The 20,516-nt window shown below is 33.8% G+C and carries 16 protein-coding genes; 13 read left to right on the top strand and 3 right to left on the bottom strand.

Annotation, left to right across the window (positions count from 1 at the left end):
• Nucleotides 1-83: 83 nt before the first annotated feature.
• From CLV55_RS01675 to CLV55_RS01650, 6 genes are all read left to right on the top strand, one after another.
• Entirely contained in the window at nucleotides 84-2,261 is a 2,178-nt protein-coding gene (locus tag CLV55_RS01675; RefSeq protein ID WP_112111998.1) for a B12-binding domain-containing radical SAM protein, read from the top strand.
• A 142-nt stretch (nucleotides 2,262-2,403) separates the two neighbouring features.
• Nucleotides 2,404-2,808, top strand: a complete 405-nt coding sequence (locus CLV55_RS01670) for an OB-fold protein (RefSeq protein ID WP_112111997.1) — start codon at nucleotides 2,404-2,406, stop codon at nucleotides 2,806-2,808.
• 15 nt (nucleotides 2,809-2,823) lie between these two features.
• Nucleotides 2,824-3,696 carry a DUF5777 family beta-barrel protein gene (locus tag CLV55_RS01665; RefSeq protein WP_211306474.1) on the top strand — a complete coding sequence of 291 codons (873 nt, stop codon included), beginning with the start codon at nucleotides 2,824-2,826 and terminating at the stop codon, nucleotides 3,694-3,696.
• 11 nt (nucleotides 3,697-3,707) lie between these two features.
• Nucleotides 3,708-4,067, top strand: a complete 360-nt coding sequence (locus tag CLV55_RS01660) for a hypothetical protein (RefSeq protein ID WP_112111996.1) — start codon at nucleotides 3,708-3,710, stop codon at nucleotides 4,065-4,067.
• Nucleotides 4,068-4,088: 21 nt separating this feature from the next.
• Nucleotides 4,089-4,625 (top strand): YceI family protein, encoded by a 537-nt coding sequence (locus tag CLV55_RS01655; protein ID WP_112111995.1) that lies wholly within the window; start codon nucleotides 4,089-4,091, stop codon nucleotides 4,623-4,625.
• A 23-nt stretch (nucleotides 4,626-4,648) separates the two neighbouring features.
• The gene (locus CLV55_RS01650; protein ID WP_112111994.1) at nucleotides 4,649-5,467 is read left to right on the top strand and encodes a T9SS type A sorting domain-containing protein; all 819 of its coding nucleotides are present in this window, start codon (nucleotides 4,649-4,651) and stop codon (nucleotides 5,465-5,467) included.
• Between the two features lie 59 nt (nucleotides 5,468-5,526).
• Here the strand turns inward: CLV55_RS01650 and CLV55_RS01645 are convergent, their stop codons facing one another.
• Both CLV55_RS01645 and CLV55_RS01640 read right to left on the bottom strand, forming a co-directional pair.
• Nucleotides 5,527-6,519 (bottom strand): FAD:protein FMN transferase, encoded by a 993-nt coding sequence (locus CLV55_RS01645; RefSeq protein ID WP_112111993.1) that lies wholly within the window; start codon nucleotides 6,517-6,519, stop codon nucleotides 5,527-5,529.
• Between the two features lie 18 nt (nucleotides 6,520-6,537).
• Nucleotides 6,538-7,659, bottom strand: coding sequence for a tetratricopeptide repeat protein (locus CLV55_RS01640; protein WP_112111992.1), 1,122 nt, complete (start codon nucleotides 7,657-7,659; stop codon nucleotides 6,538-6,540).
• Between the two features lie 156 nt (nucleotides 7,660-7,815).
• Between CLV55_RS01640 and CLV55_RS01635 the strand changes: the two genes are divergently transcribed.
• The 3 genes from CLV55_RS01635 to CLV55_RS01625 all read left to right on the top strand — a co-directional run bounded on the left by CLV55_RS01635 (nucleotide 7,816) and on the right by CLV55_RS01625 (nucleotide 11,476).
• The gene (locus tag CLV55_RS01635; RefSeq protein WP_112111991.1) at nucleotides 7,816-8,301 is read left to right on the top strand and encodes an acetyl-CoA carboxylase biotin carboxyl carrier protein subunit; all 486 of its coding nucleotides are present in this window, start codon (nucleotides 7,816-7,818) and stop codon (nucleotides 8,299-8,301) included.
• A gap of 91 nt (nucleotides 8,302-8,392) precedes the next feature.
• Nucleotides 8,393-9,835, top strand: coding sequence for an acetyl-CoA carboxylase biotin carboxylase subunit (locus tag CLV55_RS01630; RefSeq protein WP_112112212.1), 1,443 nt, complete (start codon nucleotides 8,393-8,395; stop codon nucleotides 9,833-9,835).
• Nucleotides 9,836-9,934: 99 nt separating this feature from the next.
• Nucleotides 9,935-11,476: an acyl-CoA carboxylase subunit beta gene (locus CLV55_RS01625; protein ID WP_112111990.1), complete on the top strand. Its 1,542-nt coding sequence runs from the start codon at nucleotides 9,935-9,937 to the stop codon at nucleotides 11,474-11,476.
• A gap of 55 nt (nucleotides 11,477-11,531) precedes the next feature.
• On the opposite strand, the gene CLV55_RS01620 is transcribed toward CLV55_RS01625, so the two are convergent.
• Entirely contained in the window at nucleotides 11,532-12,752 is a 1,221-nt protein-coding gene (locus CLV55_RS01620) for a chloride channel protein (protein ID WP_112111989.1), read from the bottom strand.
• A 164-nt stretch (nucleotides 12,753-12,916) separates the two neighbouring features.
• Between CLV55_RS01620 and CLV55_RS01615 the strand changes: the two genes are divergently transcribed.
• The 4 genes from CLV55_RS01615 (at nucleotide 12,917) to guaA (ending at nucleotide 20,459) form a co-directional block, all read left to right on the top strand.
• Entirely contained in the window at nucleotides 12,917-14,458 is a 1,542-nt protein-coding gene (locus CLV55_RS01615; protein ID WP_112111988.1) for a glycosyltransferase family 2 protein, read from the top strand.
• 16 nt (nucleotides 14,459-14,474) lie between these two features.
• Nucleotides 14,475-15,563: an acyltransferase family protein gene (locus CLV55_RS01610; protein WP_112111987.1), complete on the top strand. Its 1,089-nt coding sequence runs from the start codon at nucleotides 14,475-14,477 to the stop codon at nucleotides 15,561-15,563.
• A gap of 188 nt (nucleotides 15,564-15,751) precedes the next feature.
• Complete coding sequence (locus tag CLV55_RS01605; protein ID WP_158527010.1) at nucleotides 15,752-18,652, top strand: M4 family metallopeptidase; 2,901 nt, start codon at nucleotides 15,752-15,754, stop codon at nucleotides 18,650-18,652.
• 277 nt (nucleotides 18,653-18,929) lie between these two features.
• Nucleotides 18,930-20,459, top strand: coding sequence for a glutamine-hydrolyzing GMP synthase (gene guaA, locus CLV55_RS01600; RefSeq protein WP_112111985.1), 1,530 nt, complete (start codon nucleotides 18,930-18,932; stop codon nucleotides 20,457-20,459).
• The last annotated feature ends 57 nt before the right edge of the window (nucleotides 20,460-20,516 follow it).

Raw genomic sequence — 20,516 nt, 5'->3', positions numbered from 1 at the left:
CAAAAATACTTATTTTTGAAAAGCAAATCGTTTTCCTTTTTGCAAACTTTAATTTCCCTTACTTTTGCAAAAATGATTTCCATTTGAAAGACCTATTGTTAATTACGCCACCTTTCACCCAACTGAATACACCGTATCCAGCCACGGCCTATTTGAAAGGGTATTTGAATACAAAACGCATTTCTGCTTTTCAAATGGATTTGGGTATGGAAGTAATCTTGGAATTATTCTCTAAAAAAGGGTTAACAGAACTATTTTCATCCGACTTTCAACACGTATCACCAAACGCGGAAAGAATAGCTTTTCTTAAACATGATTACATCGAAACCATCAACTCCGTAATTGCATTTTTACAAGGGAAAAATCCGACTTTAGCGCGTCAAATTTGTAGTGGGAATTTCCTTCCAGAAGCTTCTCGATTTGCACAACTTGACGATATGGAATGGGCTTTTGGAACGATGGGATTGCAAGACAAAGCCAAGCATTTGGCTACCTTATATCTTGAAGACTTGTCCGATTTTATTGTAGAATGTGTGGATGAAAATTTTGGCTTCAGTCGCTATGCCGAACGTTTAGGAAGAAGTGCCAACTCATTTGATGAATTGTATCAATATTTACAAAGCGAAACCACGTATATTGACAAAATCACCCTTGAAATTCTAAATAAAAGAATTGAAGAAGTACGGCCTAAATTGATCTGCTTTTCAGTTCCTTTTCCAGGGAATTTATACAGTGCTTTTCGTTGTGCTCAACATATAAAAAATCATTTTTCTTCTGTGAAAATCGCCATGGGAGGCGGATTTCCAAATACCGAATTACGGGAAGTAAAAGACCAACGCGTTTTTGAATTCTTTGATTTTATCACTTTGGATGACGGAGAACTACCCATTGAATTGTTATATTCTAGTGTTCAAAATCCAAATTCAAATGAATTCAAGCGAACTTTTCTTCTTGAAGATGATAAAGTAGTTTATAGAAACAACTCCACAAAACCAGACTACAAACAAAGCGAAGTGGGGACTCCTGATTATTCGGATTTGTTGTTGGATAAATATATTTCGGTGATAGAAATGGCCAATCCGATGCACAGTTTGTGGAGCGATGGTCGTTGGAACAAACTCACTATGGCGCATGGTTGCTATTGGGGAAAATGTACCTTTTGCGATATTTCATTAGATTACATCAAAGTATACGAACCTATTGCTGCTAAAATTTTAGTCGATAGGATGGAGGAATTAATAGCTCAAACGGGAGAAAATGGATTCCATTTTGTAGATGAAGCGGCACCACCCGCCTTGATGCGCGAAGTAGCTCTTGAAATTATAAAAAGAAAGGTAGTGGTCACTTGGTGGACTAATATTCGCTTTGAAAAAAATTTTACCTCAGATTTGTGTGTTTTATTGAAAGCTTCTGGATGTATTGCCGTTTCAGGCGGAATCGAAGTTGCCTCCGATAGACTTTTGGAATTAATTAAAAAAGGAGTTACTGTCGAACAAGTGGCGCAAGTTACCCGAAATTTTACTAAAAGTGGCATTATGGTACATGCGTATTTAATGTATGGTTTTCCTACACAAACGGTTCAAGAAACAATGGATAGTCTCGAAATGGTGCGTCAGTTGTTTGCTCTTGGAATTTTACAAAGCGGATTTTGGCATCAGTTTGCCATGACAGCCCATGCACCAGTGGGAATGTTTCCAGAAGAATTTGGTGTCATACCTGAACTAAACGAAATTACTTTTGCTCATAATGACATCAACTTCAAAGACAAAACAGGAATCAATCACGATAGATTCAGTTTTGGATTGAAGAAATCGCTATTCAATTACATGTACGGAATTGGTTTTGATTATCCACTGCAAGAATGGTTTGATTTTAAAATTCCAAACACCAAAATCCCTCCCGACTATATTGTTTCTTGTCTAGAAAAAGAATTTGATTTTAATATAAAATCCTCTGCTAGAATTGTTTGGATAGGAGGAGCTCCAATTTCGAAAACCTTCACAAAATCCAAAAAAGGACATTCGTGGGAAATGATGAAATTAACTTTTTATGATAAAACAGAAACCTTCGAAATCACATTAGATAAAGACAAAGCACAATGGCTTCTTCAGATTTTAGAAAGAATTTCGGTTCAAATGAATCATAAAATAACCTACAAAGAATTAAAATCTGATTTTGAACAACACTTTCAAGATTTTGAATTGTTTTGGTTTTCTAAACCAATTACTACGTTGCGAGATTTTGGACTTTTAGTTTTGTAAATTTTAAACCAATATAATTTAGAATTAATCTAAAAAAAAAACAATATTTTAAGGAAAAATTAAGTTTTCTCAAGGTTGTTTTGATATATTATTTATACTTTTGGTATGATAATCAACTCAATAAAAAACAAATAAAAGACCAATGGGAAAAACCTTAAAAAAAGTAATAATTGCTTTCTTACTACTTGCAATTATTGGTGTTGTTGGCTTTTTTGCAGCGCGTTATTACGCCTATCATGGCGGTAAAAGAGACGTGCAGTCGGAAGAAGCTGCATTTACATTAAAAGCAAAAGATTTTGTAGCCGAATTTACAGCGAATGAAGCTTCTGCTAATAAAAAATACCTAGAAAAACCAGTAGCAGTATCGGGTGCCATAACTTCAGTAAATGGAAAAGAAGTTATTTTGGACGATGTAGTTGTATGCAATTTCACAACTCCAGATGCTACGCTTAAAGTAGGTCAAACCATCAGTATTAAAGGAAGAGCGGTTGGATTTGATGACTTAATGGGAAGTGTCAATTTAGATCAATGTTCGATAAATAATTAATTAACCCCACAAAAAATGAAATTAACAAAACTTAAAATTTCAATGTTTGCGTTGTTGTGTTTTGGATTTGCTCAAGCACAAGACGATTTGATGAATGAATTGGATTCAGGAAACAATGATAAAAAAGAAATTGCCTCTGCAGCTTTTAAAGGCTTGCAAGTAGCCAATATGCAATCGACTAAACTTCCTGTTAAAGGAGAGTTCTATTTTCTTGTATCTCACCGTTTTGGTGATTTGACCTATGGATTTGAAAACTTTTACGGGTTGGATGGTGCTTTAACCAAATTATCTGGAATCTATGGTGTAACCAATTGGTTGTCTCTTGGAATTTCAAGACATACATATCAAAAAACATATGAATTGGCTGCAAAATATAAGTTAGCGAATCAAGAAGATAACGGATTCCCTGTTACTATTGTAGGTTACAATACCATGGATATTCGTAGTGATTTGAAAAAAGAAATGTATTCAGACTTAAAAGCAACTGATCGTTATGCATTCTCAACGCAGTTGATTATTTCAAGAAAAGTTAATAGTTCTTTTTCATATCAATTCAATCCAATATTTATTCATAGAAATCTCTATGATATGTTTGAAGATGAAAAAAATGCTGTATTTTTAGGTGTTGGAGCACGTTATAAACTTTCTAAACGAATCAGTTTAAATATGGATTATGCAAAAAGAGCCACTCTTAATCTTCCATATTATACTCAACTATCTCAAAATCCCGTTACTCTGGGTATGGACATAGAAACAGGTGGTCATGTCTTTCAGTTAGTGTTGTCTAATAGTCAAGCTATGAATGATGTGGCTTATTACACAACGGCTTCTGGAATTAAAGGAGGTAGAGGAATTTTCTTTGGATTTAACATGTATAGAGTTTTTTAATAAAATTAGTTATGAAAAAAATAAATTTAATTATAACAACATTAGTAGGAATTGTATTTTTTGTTTCATGTGATTCAAGAACGCAACAAGAATTAGAAATCGTAAAAGATCCTACCTATGTTAAGAACATTAAGCCTATTATGGATGCTAAGTGTGTGTCTTGTCATTCTGGCGGAAATCAATTTCCAGATTTAGATACCTATGCTGCTGTAAAAGGTGCTCAAGATGGTACAAATAGTAATCAATTGCTTTGTAGCTTAATGTCTAGTCCATGTACATCAAATAGAATGCCAAAAGGAGATGCTCCTTTATCAAGTTCAACAATAACGACTATAAGTACCTGGATAAATAACAACTATCCAGAACAATAAGAATCAATCAAAAACTATATTATGAAAAAAACAATTGTAACTTTAATTTGTTTAGTTTTCTCAAGCGTACTGTTTTCACAAAAAGTGATGACTCGCTCAGGAGAAATAAAATTTGACGCAACCGTTCCAGGAGCTATGGATCCTGTAGTAGGTACGAGCAACACGGTTTCTGCTATTCTTGATAAAGCAACTGGAGATTTTGTGGTTCAAGGCATGGTGAAATCGTTTAAATTCAAATCGCCTTTGATGGAAGAACACTATAATGAAAATTATATGGAAAGTGATAAACTTCCAAAAACCACTTTTAAAGGAAAAATCGTTGGTTTTGATGGTAAAAACGGAACTTACGATGTAGAAGGTGATTTAACGATTCATGGTGTGACTAACAAAGTGAAAACTAAAGTAACCGTTTCTAATGCAGGTGGTTCAGTGACTGTATCTGGAACTTTTACTGTAAAACTAAACGATTACAAATTGGAAGTACCTGCTATGGCAAAGAAAACCTTGGCTGAAACAGCTAAAATCAGTATTAAATTAGAATTAGAAGATAAAAAATAACAAATCAAAAATTAAAATTAATCATGAAAAAAATAATTACTTTAGCTTTATTTGCTCTTTTTATGGGAGCGTCTTATTCCGTTCAAGCCCAAACGGCGGGAACTATGTCGTTTACGTTTACAACCCCTAAGCATACGACAGGTAATTATATTACTTCTGGAGGATATGTTTTGGCAGTATGGATTGAGAGTTGTACTACTTGTGGTGCAGGAACTACAGTAGGAACCTCTACATTTGTTAAAACAAATTTACGTTATTGGGCTGGAGGTACAAACGACCACTTGCCAACATGGAATTCGAAATCAGGAGCGAGTACAACAGGAGCTATAACAGGTTCAACTCAAACTACTTTTGCTGCTCGTACGGTAACATGGGATGGTAAAAACGCTGCGGGTACTACATTGATGGCTGATGGAAATTACAGAGTATGTATCCAAGAAACTTGGGGACATGGTTCAGCTACAGCCACACGTTATTTCCCATTTGTGAAAGGTGCTACTGCATACACAAACACTACTGATGTAACTGCAGATACAAACTTTACAGGGATTACTTTAACATGGACACCAACATTGGCTACAGATTCTTTTACAAAAGGACCTGAAGTGGTGGTTTATCCAAACCCTTCTAAAGGAATTTTTAACCTTGATTTTAAATCACCAATAAAAAACATAACTGTTGTTAATACCCTTGGAGCAATTATCTATGAAGAAAACATAGAAGCTACTGCAGCAACAACTTCAAAATCTATTGATTTGTCGGCTTATACTAATGGTATTTACTTTATTAATGTTTCAGATGATAATGGTTCATCAAGTTATAAAGTTGTGTTAGATAAATAATCATAACAAGATTCTAACTAAGAATAAGAAGCCGTCTTTTTTAGACGGCTTCTATTTTTTTATATTTTTAATAATTTGAAACGAGGTGTTTCATAAAACTGATATTTTCCTTCAGTATCTGCATAAATTAAAAAAGCTTCTAATTCTTTGTGTTTTTTTAAAAACTTAATGGCTTTCTCTAGCCCCATAACTAGAACGCCTGTGGCATAAGCATCGGAAATGATTCCCTTTTTAGAAACAATAGACACGCTTAATAAGCTGTTTTTTGTAGGATATCCTGTTCTCGGATCAATATGATGGGCATATTTAGTTCCGTCTTCTTCAATGTATTTTCTATAATTTCCAGAGGTAGCAATCGCTAACCCATCTAATTGAATATTTTGAATAATAGGGTTAGAGGCGGCTTTATTTTCTATAGGAGTTTCAATACCAATAACCCACTTTTTACCTTCTTCAGATGTTCCTTGTGCATATACTTCACCTCCAATCTCTACAATATAGGAAGTAATCCCTTTTGAATTCAAAAAGGATGCGATAACATCAACAGAATATCCTTGAGCAAATGCATTAAAATCTAGTGCGACTCTGGAATCGGATTTAACAACTTTGTTGTTTTTTAAGTTTATTAAATTAAATCCAACAAATTTTAAGATACTATCAATTTTTCTAGACTCTATTTTTTGTTTTTTTCCTGGACCAAATCCCCACGCATTAACCAATGGAAAAACAGTAGGATCAAAAGTTCCATGGGTATCTTTCCAAACTTTTTTCCCTTGATTAAAACATGTGAGGAAATAGTTGTCAAGAACCACATCTTTATTTGTATTTACTTTTGTAATAATCGAATTTGGATTATACGTCGATACAGAAAAATCAAAATCTTTCAAAATACTATCGATTTCTTTCTTAAAAAAACGTTCTTCTTTATCTATATATGTGATATGATATGTTGTGCCTTGGGCGAAGCCTTCTACAAACATGGGTTGTAATTGAGCACAACATGAACTCATTTTAACAAGAAATAGGATTAGTATGATAAATTCTTTTTTCATTATTTTAAAGATTAGATATTATTTTATTGTGCTTTTATTTTTTTGTATCTTACTTTTTAAAGAGGCATATTTAGTATCAAACTCATTCATTTGAACAGCCTTATTGATAAAGATTAAAGCATTTTTACAATCCTGTTTTTTATAATATATTAGCGCTATTTCGTATAGAATTTTGTCTTTCCTTGAAGACGATTCCAAAGATTTTGTATAATCCGCTAAAGCGTTATTATTAAGACCCAGAATTTGTTCTACCTGTGCTTTTTTTTCAAAAACGTCTCTGCAATTGGGATTCAATTGAATGGTTTTGTCATAATAGTGTAAGGCTTGAGAATAGTTTTTTAAATATTGATTTAAAATTCCTTTTGCAAAATAAGCTGAATCTTTATTGGTCTTATTAAAATCAAATAATACTTTTTTAAAGGATTTATAATTTTTTTTCAAATGTCCATAATATAAATTGTCTTCTACTGAAGAATCTTCCTTAAAAACGTCATAGAAAGTCATCAATGCTTGCTTGTAATTTTTATCTTGTGCCAAAATCCAACCCTTATATAGATAGGCTTTTGAAATTGTTTTATCTAATCGAATTGCTTTATCACAATAATACAATGCTTTTTTATATTTTTTATATTGAGCATATAGTAACCCCATGTCGGCATATACCGCATAATTATCGTCTCTTTTTGTAAGGGCTAACTTAAAGTTTGCTAATGCCTGATAGTATTGCTTGCATTTAAATTGGTCGATACCCATAAAATAATAGGCATCCGAGTTTTTGGGTTCAAATTTCACAGTCATTTTATAATCTGAAACAGCTCCCTTTTTGTCTCCAATTTTATCTCTAACCATGGCTCTAAAAAAGTAACTATCTGCAAATGTAGGATCTATTTTTATTTCCTCAGAAAAGTCACGTAAAGCTCCTTTATAATCATGTATGAGTTCTTTTATCAATCCCCTGTCATTGTAGGCTGATGAATCGTTTGGAAATTGTTTAAGTAATGTATCAAAATCGGAAATTGCTCCTCTAAAATTTTCAACATAGTACTTTTGTTGTGCATTTTCTTTTAGCTGTTGCTTAGTCGTTTGGCTCAAAACTATGATACTCCAAAAAAACATATAAAACAATATAATTTTCTTCATTTTACGGATTTATTTACTTAACAAAAATAAGCTTTTTCCAAACAATATTTTTTAAAGCTCACTTAAAAAGCTATACTAATTTTCCAAATTTCTGATATATATCAGTAACGAAAACGTTTTCTTTTCCTAAATTTACAACAAATTAAAAATAGCACTATGAGTAAAACGTATACACTTTCAGTAAATCATACCACAACTTTTGATTTCAATGAAAGTTCTCTAGAACATTTAGACGCTGTGGCTATTGGAACTCATAAATTCCATGTGCTCCAAAACAGTAAACCCTATGTGGCAGAAATTATTTCATGTGATTTTTTAGCAAAAAAATACACCGTAAAAGTAAACAACAACACCTATGAAGTATCACTTTCTAATGACTTAGACAATCTCATCAAAGGACTTGGTATTGAACGAGGGAAAACCAAAGTGGTCAACGCCATCAAAGCTCCGATGCCTGGTTTAATCTTAGAAATCAATGTTGAAGTAGGACAAGAGGTAAAAGAAAATGATCCACTATTAATATTGGAAGCGATGAAAATGGAAAACAGCTTTTTATCTCCACGAGATGGAAAGATAAAATCAATTGCTGTTACCAAAGGAATCGCTGTTGATAAAGGACAATTGTTAATTGAATTTGAATAGGAAAATAGAAAATAGAAAATAGAAAAAAGTAGAAAGAAACAAGAATAATGTTAGAGTCTTTCTTCTTTTAAATCTTACAAATATGAAAAAAATATCCAAAATATTAGTTGCCAATCGCGGGGAAATTGCCATCAGAGTAATGAAAACCGCAAAAAAAATGGGCATTAAAACGGTAGCGGTATTTTCTACTGCCGATAGAAATGCCCTACACGTAAAATATGCTGATGAAGCGGTTTGTATTGGAGAAGCTGCTTCGAGTCAATCCTATTTACGTGGTGATAAGATAATTGAAGTTTGCAAACAACTTGGAGTTGATGCCGTGCATCCAGGATATGGTTTTTTAAGTGAGAACTCACATTTTGCAGAGGCTTGCGAACAAAACAACATCATCTTTATTGGTCCAAAATCGAAAGCGATTGAAATGATGGGCAGCAAACTAGCGGCTAAAGAAGCTGTTATGAAATATGATATCCCTATGGTTCCTGGCGTTGATCATGCGATTATCGACGTGGAAGAAGCCAAAAAAACAGCCCAAGCGGTTGGATTTCCTATCTTAATTAAAGCTTCCGCAGGAGGAGGTGGAAAAGGGATGCGTATAGTGGAGAAAGAAGAAGATTTTGAATCACAAATGAATCGGGCTATCAGCGAGGCAACATCTGCTTTTGGGGATGGATCTGTATTCATCGAGAAATATGTAACCAAACCGAGACACATCGAAATTCAAATTATGGCAGATACGCATGGCAATGTGTTGTACATTTTTGAAAGAGAATGTAGTATTCAGCGAAGACATCAAAAAGTAGTTGAAGAAGCGCCCTCATCAATTTTAACTCCAGAAAAACGAAAAGAAATGGGAGAAGCGGCTGTAAAAGTGGCACGTGCTTGCGATTATGTTGGAGCTGGAACGGTTGAGTTTTTAATGGACGACCAACATAATTTTTACTTCTTAGAAATGAATACTCGTCTACAAGTGGAACATCCAGTAACAGAAATGGTATCAGGCTTAGATTTAGTAGAATTACAAATACGTGTAGCTCGCGGCGAAACCCTCAACATCAAGCAAGAGGATTTAAAAATTCACGGTCATGCCATGGAACTTCGTGTATATGCCGAAGATTCTATGAATGATTTCTTACCCAATGTTGGTTTTTTAAGTACTTATAAACTTCCTGAAGGGGAAGGAATTCGAGTTGATAATGGTATTGAAGAAGGCATGGATGTACCTATTTATTATGACCCAATGCTTTCAAAATTGGTTACTTATGGAAAAACCCGTGAAGAATCCATTGAATTGATGATTAAAGCTATCGACAATTATCATGTAGAAGGCGTAGCAACAACCCTTCCTTTTGGGAAATTTGTCATGGAGCATGAAGCATTCCGTTCTGGAGATTTTGACACCGGATTTGTAAAAGCGTATTACAATCCTGAGAAAATGAAAGCGCAATTGGATGTAGAAGCAGAAATTGCTGCTAGGGTTGCCTTAAAACAATATCTAGAAGATAAAAAAATCTTACGATTACCTATTGAGTAAAAAAATAAGAATAAAGAACATAGGATATAGATAATAGAAAATAGAACATACACTGATAAAGTCTTTTTTCTATTCTCTATTTACTTTAATCTCAAAAATATGGAAGATAAAATCAAAATATTAAACGATAAAATTGCCTTGGCTAAATTAGGTGGAGGCGAAAAGAGAATTGTAGCGCATCATGCCAAAAAGAAACTTACTGCTCGTGAAAGAATTGAATACCTTTTAGACGAGGGTTCTTTTGAGGAAATTGGAATGTTAGTGACCCACCGAACGACCGATTTTGGAATGGAAAAAGAAATTGTTTACGGGGATGGTGTAGTGACTGGTTACGGAACGATAAATGGACGTGTAGTATATGTTTTTGCTCAAGACTTTACCGTATTTGGAGGGTCATTATCAGAAACCCACGCCGAAAAAATCTGCAAAGTAATGGATATGGCATTAAAAAGTGGGGCACCTATGATTGGATTGAATGACTCGGGCGGGGCTCGTATTCAAGAAGGGGTACGTTCTTTAGGCGGATATGCCGATATTTTTTACAGAAATGTGCAGTCAAGTGGAGTCATTCCACAAATTTCTGCTATCATGGGACCTTGTGCTGGAGGAGCGGTATATTCTCCTGCGATGACCGATTTTACAATGATGGTAGAAGGCAATAGTTATATGTTTGTTACGGGACCTAATGTGGTAAAAACAGTTACCAATGAAGAAGTAAGTTCGGAAGAATTGGGAGGAGCCAGTACGCATTCTACAAAATCGGGTGTAGCACATATTACCTCACCTAATGGTGTCGAATGTCTCGAAGATATCAAGAGACTCCTTAGTTATTTGCCTCAGAACAATAGGGAAACGACACCTAAAATACCCTATGTTGTTGGAGAAGAAGTGCGCGAAAAACTTGACACACTTGTGCCTGATAATGCAAACAAACCTTATGATATGCACGAGGTGATTGAGAACATTATTGATGAAGATTCTTTTTTTGAAATTCATAAAGATTTTGCAGAAAATATTATCGTAGGATTTGCCCGATTGGGAGGACGTAGTATCGGAATTGTAGCCAATAATCCGCAGTTTTTAGCTGGTTGTTTAGATGTGAAATCTTCTATAAAAGGCGCTCGATTTGTACGTTTTTGTGATTGTTTTAATATTCCGTTATTGGTCTTAGAAGATGTACCTGGATTCTTACCAGGAACCGATCAAGAATGGAATGGAATCATTGTACATGGCGCCAAATTATTGTATGCCTTCAGTGAGGCTACAGTGCCTAGGGTTACGGTCATAACTCGTAAAGCGTATGGTGGTGCTTATGATGTGATGAATTCGAAACACATCGGAGCCGACATGAACTTTGCCTGGCCTTGCGCAGAAATTGCCGTGATGGGAGCTAAAGGGGCTTCTGAAATTATTTTCAAAAAAGAAATTGGTGAAGCCTCAGATCCTGCCGCTAAATTATTGGAAAAAGAAGCTGAATATGCTGCTTTGTTTGCCAATCCGTACACGGCCGCACAAAGAGGATTTATAGATGAAGTTATTTTGCCAAAAGATACTCGTCGCAAATTATTGAAAGCGTTTAGTATGCTTGAAAATAAAGTTGTTGATACTCCAAAAAGAAAACATGGAAATATTCCATTATAATAGGACTAAATTAAAAAAGGGTAGTGATAAGCTGCCCTTTTTTATTTTGAATTTCTTACAAGTATTTTAATATAAATCGACTTTTCAATCCTTTTAGTTGCTGAGACCTATAAATTCCTTTAGTTCCTGAAAAAAGATAAGAAAAAAAACAAGCAATTGCAATATAAATACCATTTTCCCATCCAAAAAGTTCCATACCCATTGCGGTACAGGCTATAGGAGTATGTGTTGCACCTGAAAAAACGGCTACAAAACCCATAGCAGCCAAAAGCGATATGGGCATGGGAATAAAGCCAGACACACTACTTCCTAAAGTGGCTCCAATAAAAAAAAGTGGCGTCACTTCTCCTCCTTTAAATCCGCAACCCAATGTAAAACATGTTAAGATTAATTTGAGGATACAATCAAAGAAACCGCTAGGTATTTTAAATGAATCTACAATTGTAGGAATGCCAAGTCCTGCATACTTATATTCATTCGACAAATAAAAAAATAAGACCAAGGTAACGCCTCCTATTACTGGACGAAGAGGAGGATAGGGAATATATTTTGTAAATTGAGTACTAAATAGATGTACTGTTTTTGAAAATAATAAGGCTATAAGTCCGCAAATGACACCAAAAACTAGTGCCCAAGCAAGCCAAGAAATATGTTCATGGGCTAAGGGTACTACGGCGTAATGGGTGTGAACAACGGGCATGAAAGATACAGTGAAATAAGCAAAAAAGGCTGTAGTAAAAGATAAAAAGATACTTTTGTACGATACATTACTGAACCACAAGACTTCAATGGCAAAAAGAGCACCAGCAATCGGCGTTCCAAAAACAGACGCAAATCCTGCGCTAATACCAAGTAATAAAAGGATTTTTCGTTCGTGTTTGCTTAGGGTAACGAATTTCGTAAATTGGTCTGCTAGCGTGCTTCCCAATTGAATAGCCGTGCCTTCTCGTCCAGCGGAACCCCCCACTAAATGGGTGAGTAAAGTTGAAAGAAATATCATAGGAGCCATTTTAAAAGGAATTGTTTTTTGTGGATTTTCATATTCTTCCAAAATAAGGTTATTTCCTTTTACAATTTCTTTTCCATAATAGTGATAGCCCAAACCAATCATAATTCCAGCCAAGGGTAAGCCCCAAAATAAGTCTCTATGTGCTTCTCTAAAAGAAGTGACCCAACTTAAATTTACTAAAAATAGTGCAGAAGCTAAACCCGATAGAATACCAACACCGGCACTAATCATGAGCCATTTAGGGATGCTTTTTATAGAATTATACATTAATTTTATTTCTTTAACAGTGTCTCAAAAGTAGTAAAAAAAGGATACAACCGAATAAGGTTTTTTATATTATCTATTAATAAGTTCTGAATAAATCTATTTAAAAAGTAGGACACAATCTATTATATTTGTAAGGTTTAATTTCTGTAAGCTGTGTTGGAGTAATGGTTGTAATTTATCATCTGAATCATAAGGTAGTTGCTGTAGAAGGGGTTCAATTGGAACTTCTTTCTGGTCTTGAAGGAAAGTCTGTGGTTGATGCACTTTTTTTAGTGGCAAAAAAAGCTTCACATGATAAGATTGTTTGGTGTCATAAAGATTTGAAAAAAAACCTAAATAAAGTGTTTATTCAGAATAATAATAGTTACTCTCAAACCCTATTTACATTTCAACCGAGTAATTCTTCTTATCTTTCAGAAGCTATAGGATATGTAGAACAGAACCCATTTATTAAGGTGAATCGAACGGTAAAATATCCAACTTGGTTGATGTCGGGTGCTGTGGGATTTACCGATGCTTCTGTATTAAATGCTTATCAAGAACATCCAAGACATTCCAATTTAGATTTTTTTTTGCATTCATTAGCTAAATCTTATCAAGCATATGGATTGTTTTGTTATTCTGAGCCACAGTTGCTTTTAAATTCAACCGAATTGACTTACAAACAAGAGGTTATCTCTCAATCACGGTTGTTTATATTTATAAAACAACACTATAAAACCCCTTGGATTTTTATTCTTTTACTTAATTTTTTACTTCACGAAAAAAAAATCCCTTTTTGGGGCTGTTTTATCTCTTTCTTTTATAAAAAAATCAAACCAGTGCCTCATCAAATGGAAGCGAAATTCAAGGAAGGTGTGGCTTTAAAAAATCAAACTATAGACGTGCTCATTCCAACCATTGGACGTAAAAAGTACTTGTATGATGTTTTATGTGATTTAAAGAATCAATCGATACTACCCAAAGCTATTATCATCGTAGAACAAAATGGGCAAGACGCTGCTGTTTCGGAGTTAGATTATGTAACAAATGAAGAATGGCCTTTTGAGATAAAGCATGTCTTTACACATCAATTGGGGGCGTGTCAGGCTCGAAACAAAGGACTACTGCTGGTGCGTAATGATTGGGTGTTTTTAGCAGACGATGATATACGGATTGATCCTCATTTTTTAGAAACATGTCTTCATAATTGTATAAGTTATGGACAAAAAGCGATAACGCTTTCTTGTTTACCAGAAGGAGTGAGTCAGCCTGAGATTCCTCCTTATCAATTGGAATATTTTGGTTCTGGTTGCAGTTTTGTAGCTCGTGAAGCATTAGATAAGCTCTCATTTCATTTAGGATATGAATTCGGATACCGTGAAGATTTGGATTTTGGGATGCAAATACGAAATAAAGGAACTGATATTGTGTTTTTTTCACATCCAAAAATAACACACTTAAAGGCTCCCATTGGAGGATTCCGAACTCCGTTCACGTTTCCTTGGCAGGAAGATAAAATACAACCAAAACCTTCTCCTACAATCATGCTCTACCATTTATTGCACAGTTCATCGAAAGAATTGTTAGGAGCCAAAACCTTATTGTTTTTACAATATTATCCTTTGCAAAAAATGAAAAATCCAATTTTATACACGATTTATCTTATGAAACAATGGCGTCAAAGTTTGTATTATGCTAATCGATTGAAAGATAATTTTAAGTGATTGAAAGAAAGAAACTATGAAAGAAAAAATATATTTTAATAATTTAAATGGTTTGCGAGGAATTGCTGCATTGCTTGTTATTATAAGTCATATAGAGTTAAATAAATCTTATTTTAACATATCAAATTCTTTTCAAAAGGTAAAAGATTTGGGTTGGCTAGGAGTATCTCTTTTTTTTGTATTAAGCGGTTTCTTAATTACGTATTTGCTACTTAAAGAAAAACAAAAGAATGGTTTTATATCGTTAAAAAAATTTTACTTACGACGTATTTATCGCATTTGGCCCCTTTATTATTTTATAATGATATTATCGTTAGTTGTGCTTCCCAATTTTGAGGTTTTTCACATTCCAAATTTAAAATTAGATATTGAGTCACCCACAAGACTCTTTGTAATGATTGGATGTTTTGTTTTTTTTCTTACTAATGTATTAATATCAATAAAACTCATTCCTTTTGCAACGCAAACGTGGTCTATTGGAACCGAAGAACAATTTTATCTTATTTGGCCCCTTTTAATTTCTAAATGCCAAAGATTAAAACCAATATTTATAAGTATAGTTCTAGGGTATAATCTTGTTTTATTAGTATTACAATACCGTGTGTTTTCTAACTTTAGGTATTTTGAGTTACTTAATAGTTTTGTGCATTTTTTTCAACTGGATTGCTTAACTCTAGGGGCTTTAGGTGCTTATTTGTATTATTGTAAGAGTGTAATTGTTGAAAAAGTAACTCATTTGTATGTGTTTTTTTGCACACTTGTTTTAGTTGTGATTTCAGTTTTTTATTCGTTTAATTTAGGTTTTTTCAAGGCTACATATTATGCGATTTTGTTTATTATTCTTATTTTAAATCTAATCAATCATCCTAAATTAGCTCAGTTGTTAGAAGCCAAACCAATCAATTACTTAGGAAAAATTTCTTACGGATTGTATATGTATCATCAAATCATTATTGTTTTTGTGTTAAATAGTCTTTCTAAAACAATAGGGTATCATTTTTTTGTTTTGTATTTTTTTACATTTGGATTAAGCATTTTTGTTGCATCACTTTCATACCAATTTCTAGAATTACCATTTTTAAAGATAAAAGAAAAGCTTCATTAATTTTATTTCTGTAATGGTATTATTTTTTTATTTACTTGATTTATAAAATCTTAAAAGATTAATAGTATTCATAATTTTTATATTAATAGAATCTTAATTCTGTTTTATTTAATTATTAGTAAGTTTGCTTGTAATAATCAATAAATTTAAAATTAATGAAGGGTAAAATAATAACTTTTTGTTTTTCAATGTTTTTTTTACAATGTGGTATAGCTCAAATTAACAAAAAATTAAATGATAACGAGCCTATTCAAACTATTTTAAAATTCGAATTTCCTGTTTCTAAAACAGATGCATTTAATCAATTCAAATCTAAAAATAAGCTAGAAAAAGCGAATAGTTATGTTCCTACGTATTCAAATATAGATGAAACAGGAAGAAGACATGAACATTTTCAACAATACTATAAAGGTTTGAAAGTAGAATTTGGTGTGGTTATTACACATAGTCAGAATAATCAGGTTTATATGATGAATGGAGAAGTTTATAATGCTTTAAATTTAGATTTAATCCCAACTATTGATAACAATCAAGCTTTAGATGTTATTTTAAACTCAAAAAAAGGAGCAAAATATTTATGGGAATTTCCAGAAGATGCTATTGTAATGAATTATGAAAAGCCCAAAGGGGAATTATTAATTTTACCAAATGTAAAAACAGGAACTGTAAATTTAGCGTACAAGTTTGATATCTATTCTACAGAACCTTTAGCACGTGACGAAATATATGTAGATGCTCATTCTGGACAAATTATTTATAGTAATCCAATCATAAAACACGTTCATGATTTGTCAGAAAACACAAATAATTCGATAACTCCAACTTCAGTTTCAGTAACTGGTTCTGCAAATTCAACAAAATACAGCGGGGTTAGAGCTATAAAAACCACTTTAAACACGTCTACTAATAAATACATTTTGAAAGATGATACTCGAGGTGGTGGTATTCAAACATTTAATAGTGCAAAAACGGCAACCTACCCAACAACAAACTTTTCAGATAATGATAATAACTGGACAACGGCAGAATATAATAACGCTAACTTAGATCAAGGAGCTTTAGATGCACATTGGGGTGCCGAAATGACGTATGATTTTTGGAAAAATATATTCAATAGAAACAGTTATGATGACCAAGGAACGATGTTAAAAAGTTATGTTCATTATCGTTCAAATGCAAATACAAGCTTAGTAAATGCCTTTTGGAATGGTGCTGTAATGTCTTATGGTGATGGAAATAATTCTGTTCATATTCTTACGGCCATTGATGTCTGTGGGCATGAAATAGGTCATGGAGTGTGTTCCGCTACGGCTAATTTAGCTTATCAAAATCAATCAGGAGCAATAAATGAAGGGCTTTCAGATATTTGGGGTGCTTGTATAGAACAATATGGTAGAAATGGGAATTTAACAGGACCTTATGCATCAGCCGTATTTACAATTGCTGAAGATTTAGGTTCTTCACCTTTTAGAAGTATGAGTGCGCCATTAACCCATGGAAATCCTGACACGTATTTGGGGACTAATTGGACTTCTACTGGTGATGAAGGGAATTGTACTCCTTCAAGCAATAATGACCAATGTGGTGTACATAATAACAGTGGTGTTTTGAATCATTGGTTTTATATTATCACAGCAGGACAATCAGGAACTAATACTGCTCCGACTCCATATTCCTATTCTGTTTCAGGGATTGGTATGACTAAATCTTCTCAAATAGTATACTATGCAGAGAGAGATTATTTGACGTCTAATGCAACTTATTTAGATATGAGAAATGCTACACTTGAAGTAGCAAACAATTTGTATTGTGGTTCAAGTGCAGAAGTTATTGCAGTAACCAATGCTTGGTATGCTGTGAATGTTGGAAATCAATATGTTGGCTATCCAACAGATGTTGCTCTTAAAAATGTAACGCAACCCATGTCAGTGGCTTGTGGAGCTATTAATAATCCAACGATCACTTTTGAAAATAGTGGAACAAACACTATTAATTCAGTAACTATTTCTTATAGTATTGATGGAGGTGCTGTAACAATGACTACATGGACAGGATCTTTAGCGGCTTGTCAAGCTTTTAGTTATCCGCTTACATTAGGAGTCTTGAGTAGAGGTACTCATACTATTTCATTTACAACTACCACTAATAATGATGGTAATGCAACCAATAATACTAAAACAGCATTAGTCTTAGTCAATGACTCAGGAACAGTAAATGCTATAAACACTTTTGACGCAACAACCGATACTCTCATTTCTTATGATAAAGGTAATACAAACTTATTGTGGCAACGAGGACAAGCTTTAGGTTCTGTTTTAAACAATAATACGACAGGAGGTTCAAAAGTTTATGGTACAAATCTTTCCGGATTATACCCTGATAGTATGAATTCCTATCTTGTTTCTCAATGTTATGATTTAACACAAATTCAAAATCCAGTGATCAAATTTGATATGGCTTTTGATTTAGAGCCTGATTATGATTATATTAATGTAGAATATTCAACAGATAGTGGTGTCACTTGGTCAATTTTAGGAGATGCTAGTTCGGGAAGCACATGGTATAATAGTGCTAATATTCCAAATTCTACTAATTGTGATTTGTGCGTTGGTGCTCAATGGACTGGAGCAGGTTCGGATAATAACCAAATTGGAGGGGTTAATGCTGATATGGTAAATTATTCTTGGAATATGTCAGATTTTGGTTATGGAGGTTCTGCACCACAATCAAACATTATATTCCGATTTAATTTTGTTTCTGATCCGGGAGTTCAATACGAAGGCGCAGTTATTGATAATTTTGAAGTTATAGGAACCCAAGTTTTATCAAATCAAAAAGAAAATTTTGAAATGTTTTCAATGTATCCAAATCCTACTAAAGGGATAGTCACAATCAATTATGCTACTTCTGATAAAGTAAAAATAGAATTGTATGATGTTAGTGGGAGAAAATGTTTTGTAAATGAATATAATAATAACACGACTTCTTTTAGTCAAGATATTAATCTTGGGCAAATTGAGAAAGGAGTTTATTTTGTTACTGTAACTTCGGAAGGAAAAACACAGACAAAAAAATTGATCATTGAATAAGTCAAACTTAAATATTTAATTCAAGTTAGATAGATTATTATTCCATTTTTTACAATAAAGAAAATGATTTAAGTTTATAATATCAAAAATCTAAAAAAAGTAATTTGAATAAACTTGAATTTATATAGCCTTTATAGGCCTATATGTATAGTTGTGAGATTACCTGCTTAAAGTAATTTGTTTTACTTACTTTTGTATCGTCAATAAAAAAGTTCTTATTTTCTTTTTTTAAGGTATTGAATATACAGCAACAGACAACACAACTATACTTTTGCACATGCAACACAACGTACTTATTTTAGATTTCGGCTCGCAATACACACAACTCATTGCACGCCGCGTTCGCGAATTAAACATATTCTGCGAAATTTTTCCTTACAACCATTGTCCCACTGATTTATCGTCTTACAAAGCAGTCATTCTAGGTGGGAGTCCTTATTCCGTGCGCTCCGAAGATGCTTTACACATCGATTTGTCCCATATTCGAGGTAAACTACCGATTTTAGCGGTGTGTTATGGTGCGCAATATTTGGCTCATTTTTCAGGTGGTGAAGTAGCGGCTTCCAACATCAGGGAATACGGAAGAGCCAATCTGAGCTACATTAAAGAAAATGAACTCTTTTTTGAAAAGGTCAACTTCCATTCGCAAGTATGGATGAGTCATAGCGATACCATCAAACACTTACCAACGAATGGTGTAAAACTAGCCAGCACCAATGATGTCGAAAATGCCGCCTACAAAATTGAAGGCGAAACTACCTATGCCATTCAGTTCCATCCTGAAGTATACCATTCAACCGATGGTAAGCAAATGTTGGAAAACTTTTTAGTAAAAATAGCACAGGTAGAGCAATCCTTTACTCCCAATGCCTTTGTCGACGATTGCGTCAAAGAACTGCAAGAAAAAGTAGGAAACGATAAAGTAGTGCTAGGACTTTCAGGTGGTGTTGATTCTACTGTAGCAGCAGTTTTACTAAACAAAGCGATTGGTAAAAACTTATACTGCATCTTCGTAAACAACGGATTATTGCGTAAAAACGAATTTGAAAACGTATTGCACCAATACAAAGACATGGGTTTGAATGTGAAAGGCGTCGACGCTTCGGAACGTTTTTTGGCTGAGTTGACAGACGTTGAAGACCCAGAAACCAAACGTAAAATTATTGGAAGGGTTTTTGTTGAGGTTTTTGATGAAGAAGCCCACCTATTAAAAGATGTATCGTGGTTAGCACAAGGAACAATTTATCCTGATGTTATCGAATCGGTTTCAGTAAAAGGACCAAGTGCCACAATAAAATCACATCATAATGTGGGCGGTTTGCCCGATTTTATGAAATTAAAAATAGTAGAACCACTCCGCATGTTGTTTAAAGATGAGGTGCGAAGAGTGGGGGCCACTCTAGGAATTGATGCCGAATTATTGGGGAGACATCCATTTCCAGGGCCTGGTTTGTCAATTCGTATACTAGGAGCCATTACTCCAGAAAAAGTACGTATCTTGCAAGAAGTTGACGACATATTTATCAAGGGATTGAAAGAACATGGATTGTATGATAAAGTATGGCAAGCTGGGGCTATTTTGCTGCCTGTAAATAGTGTAGGAGTTATGGGAGATGAACGCACCTATGAAAAAGTAGTTGCGCTCCGTGCTGTAGAATCAACTGATGGGATGACTGCCGATTGGGTGCATTTGCCATATGATTTTTTAATGAAAATATCCAATGAAATCATCAATAAAGTGAAAGGGGTAAATCGAGTGGTTTATGACATCAGTTCAAAACCGCCAGCAACCATTGAGTGGGAATAGTTTATTGATCGTATTCAGTTGTCAGTATATCGGAATTGAAATTTGGATTTTGTTTTT

Origin of the sequence: Flavobacterium aciduliphilum (assembly GCF_003268855.1) — a bacterium.
GTDB lineage: Bacteria > Bacteroidota > Bacteroidia > Flavobacteriales > Flavobacteriaceae > Flavobacterium > Flavobacterium aciduliphilum.
The sequence above is the reverse complement of the archived record's forward strand: the minus strand, read 5'-3'. Positions and strand labels throughout refer to the sequence as shown.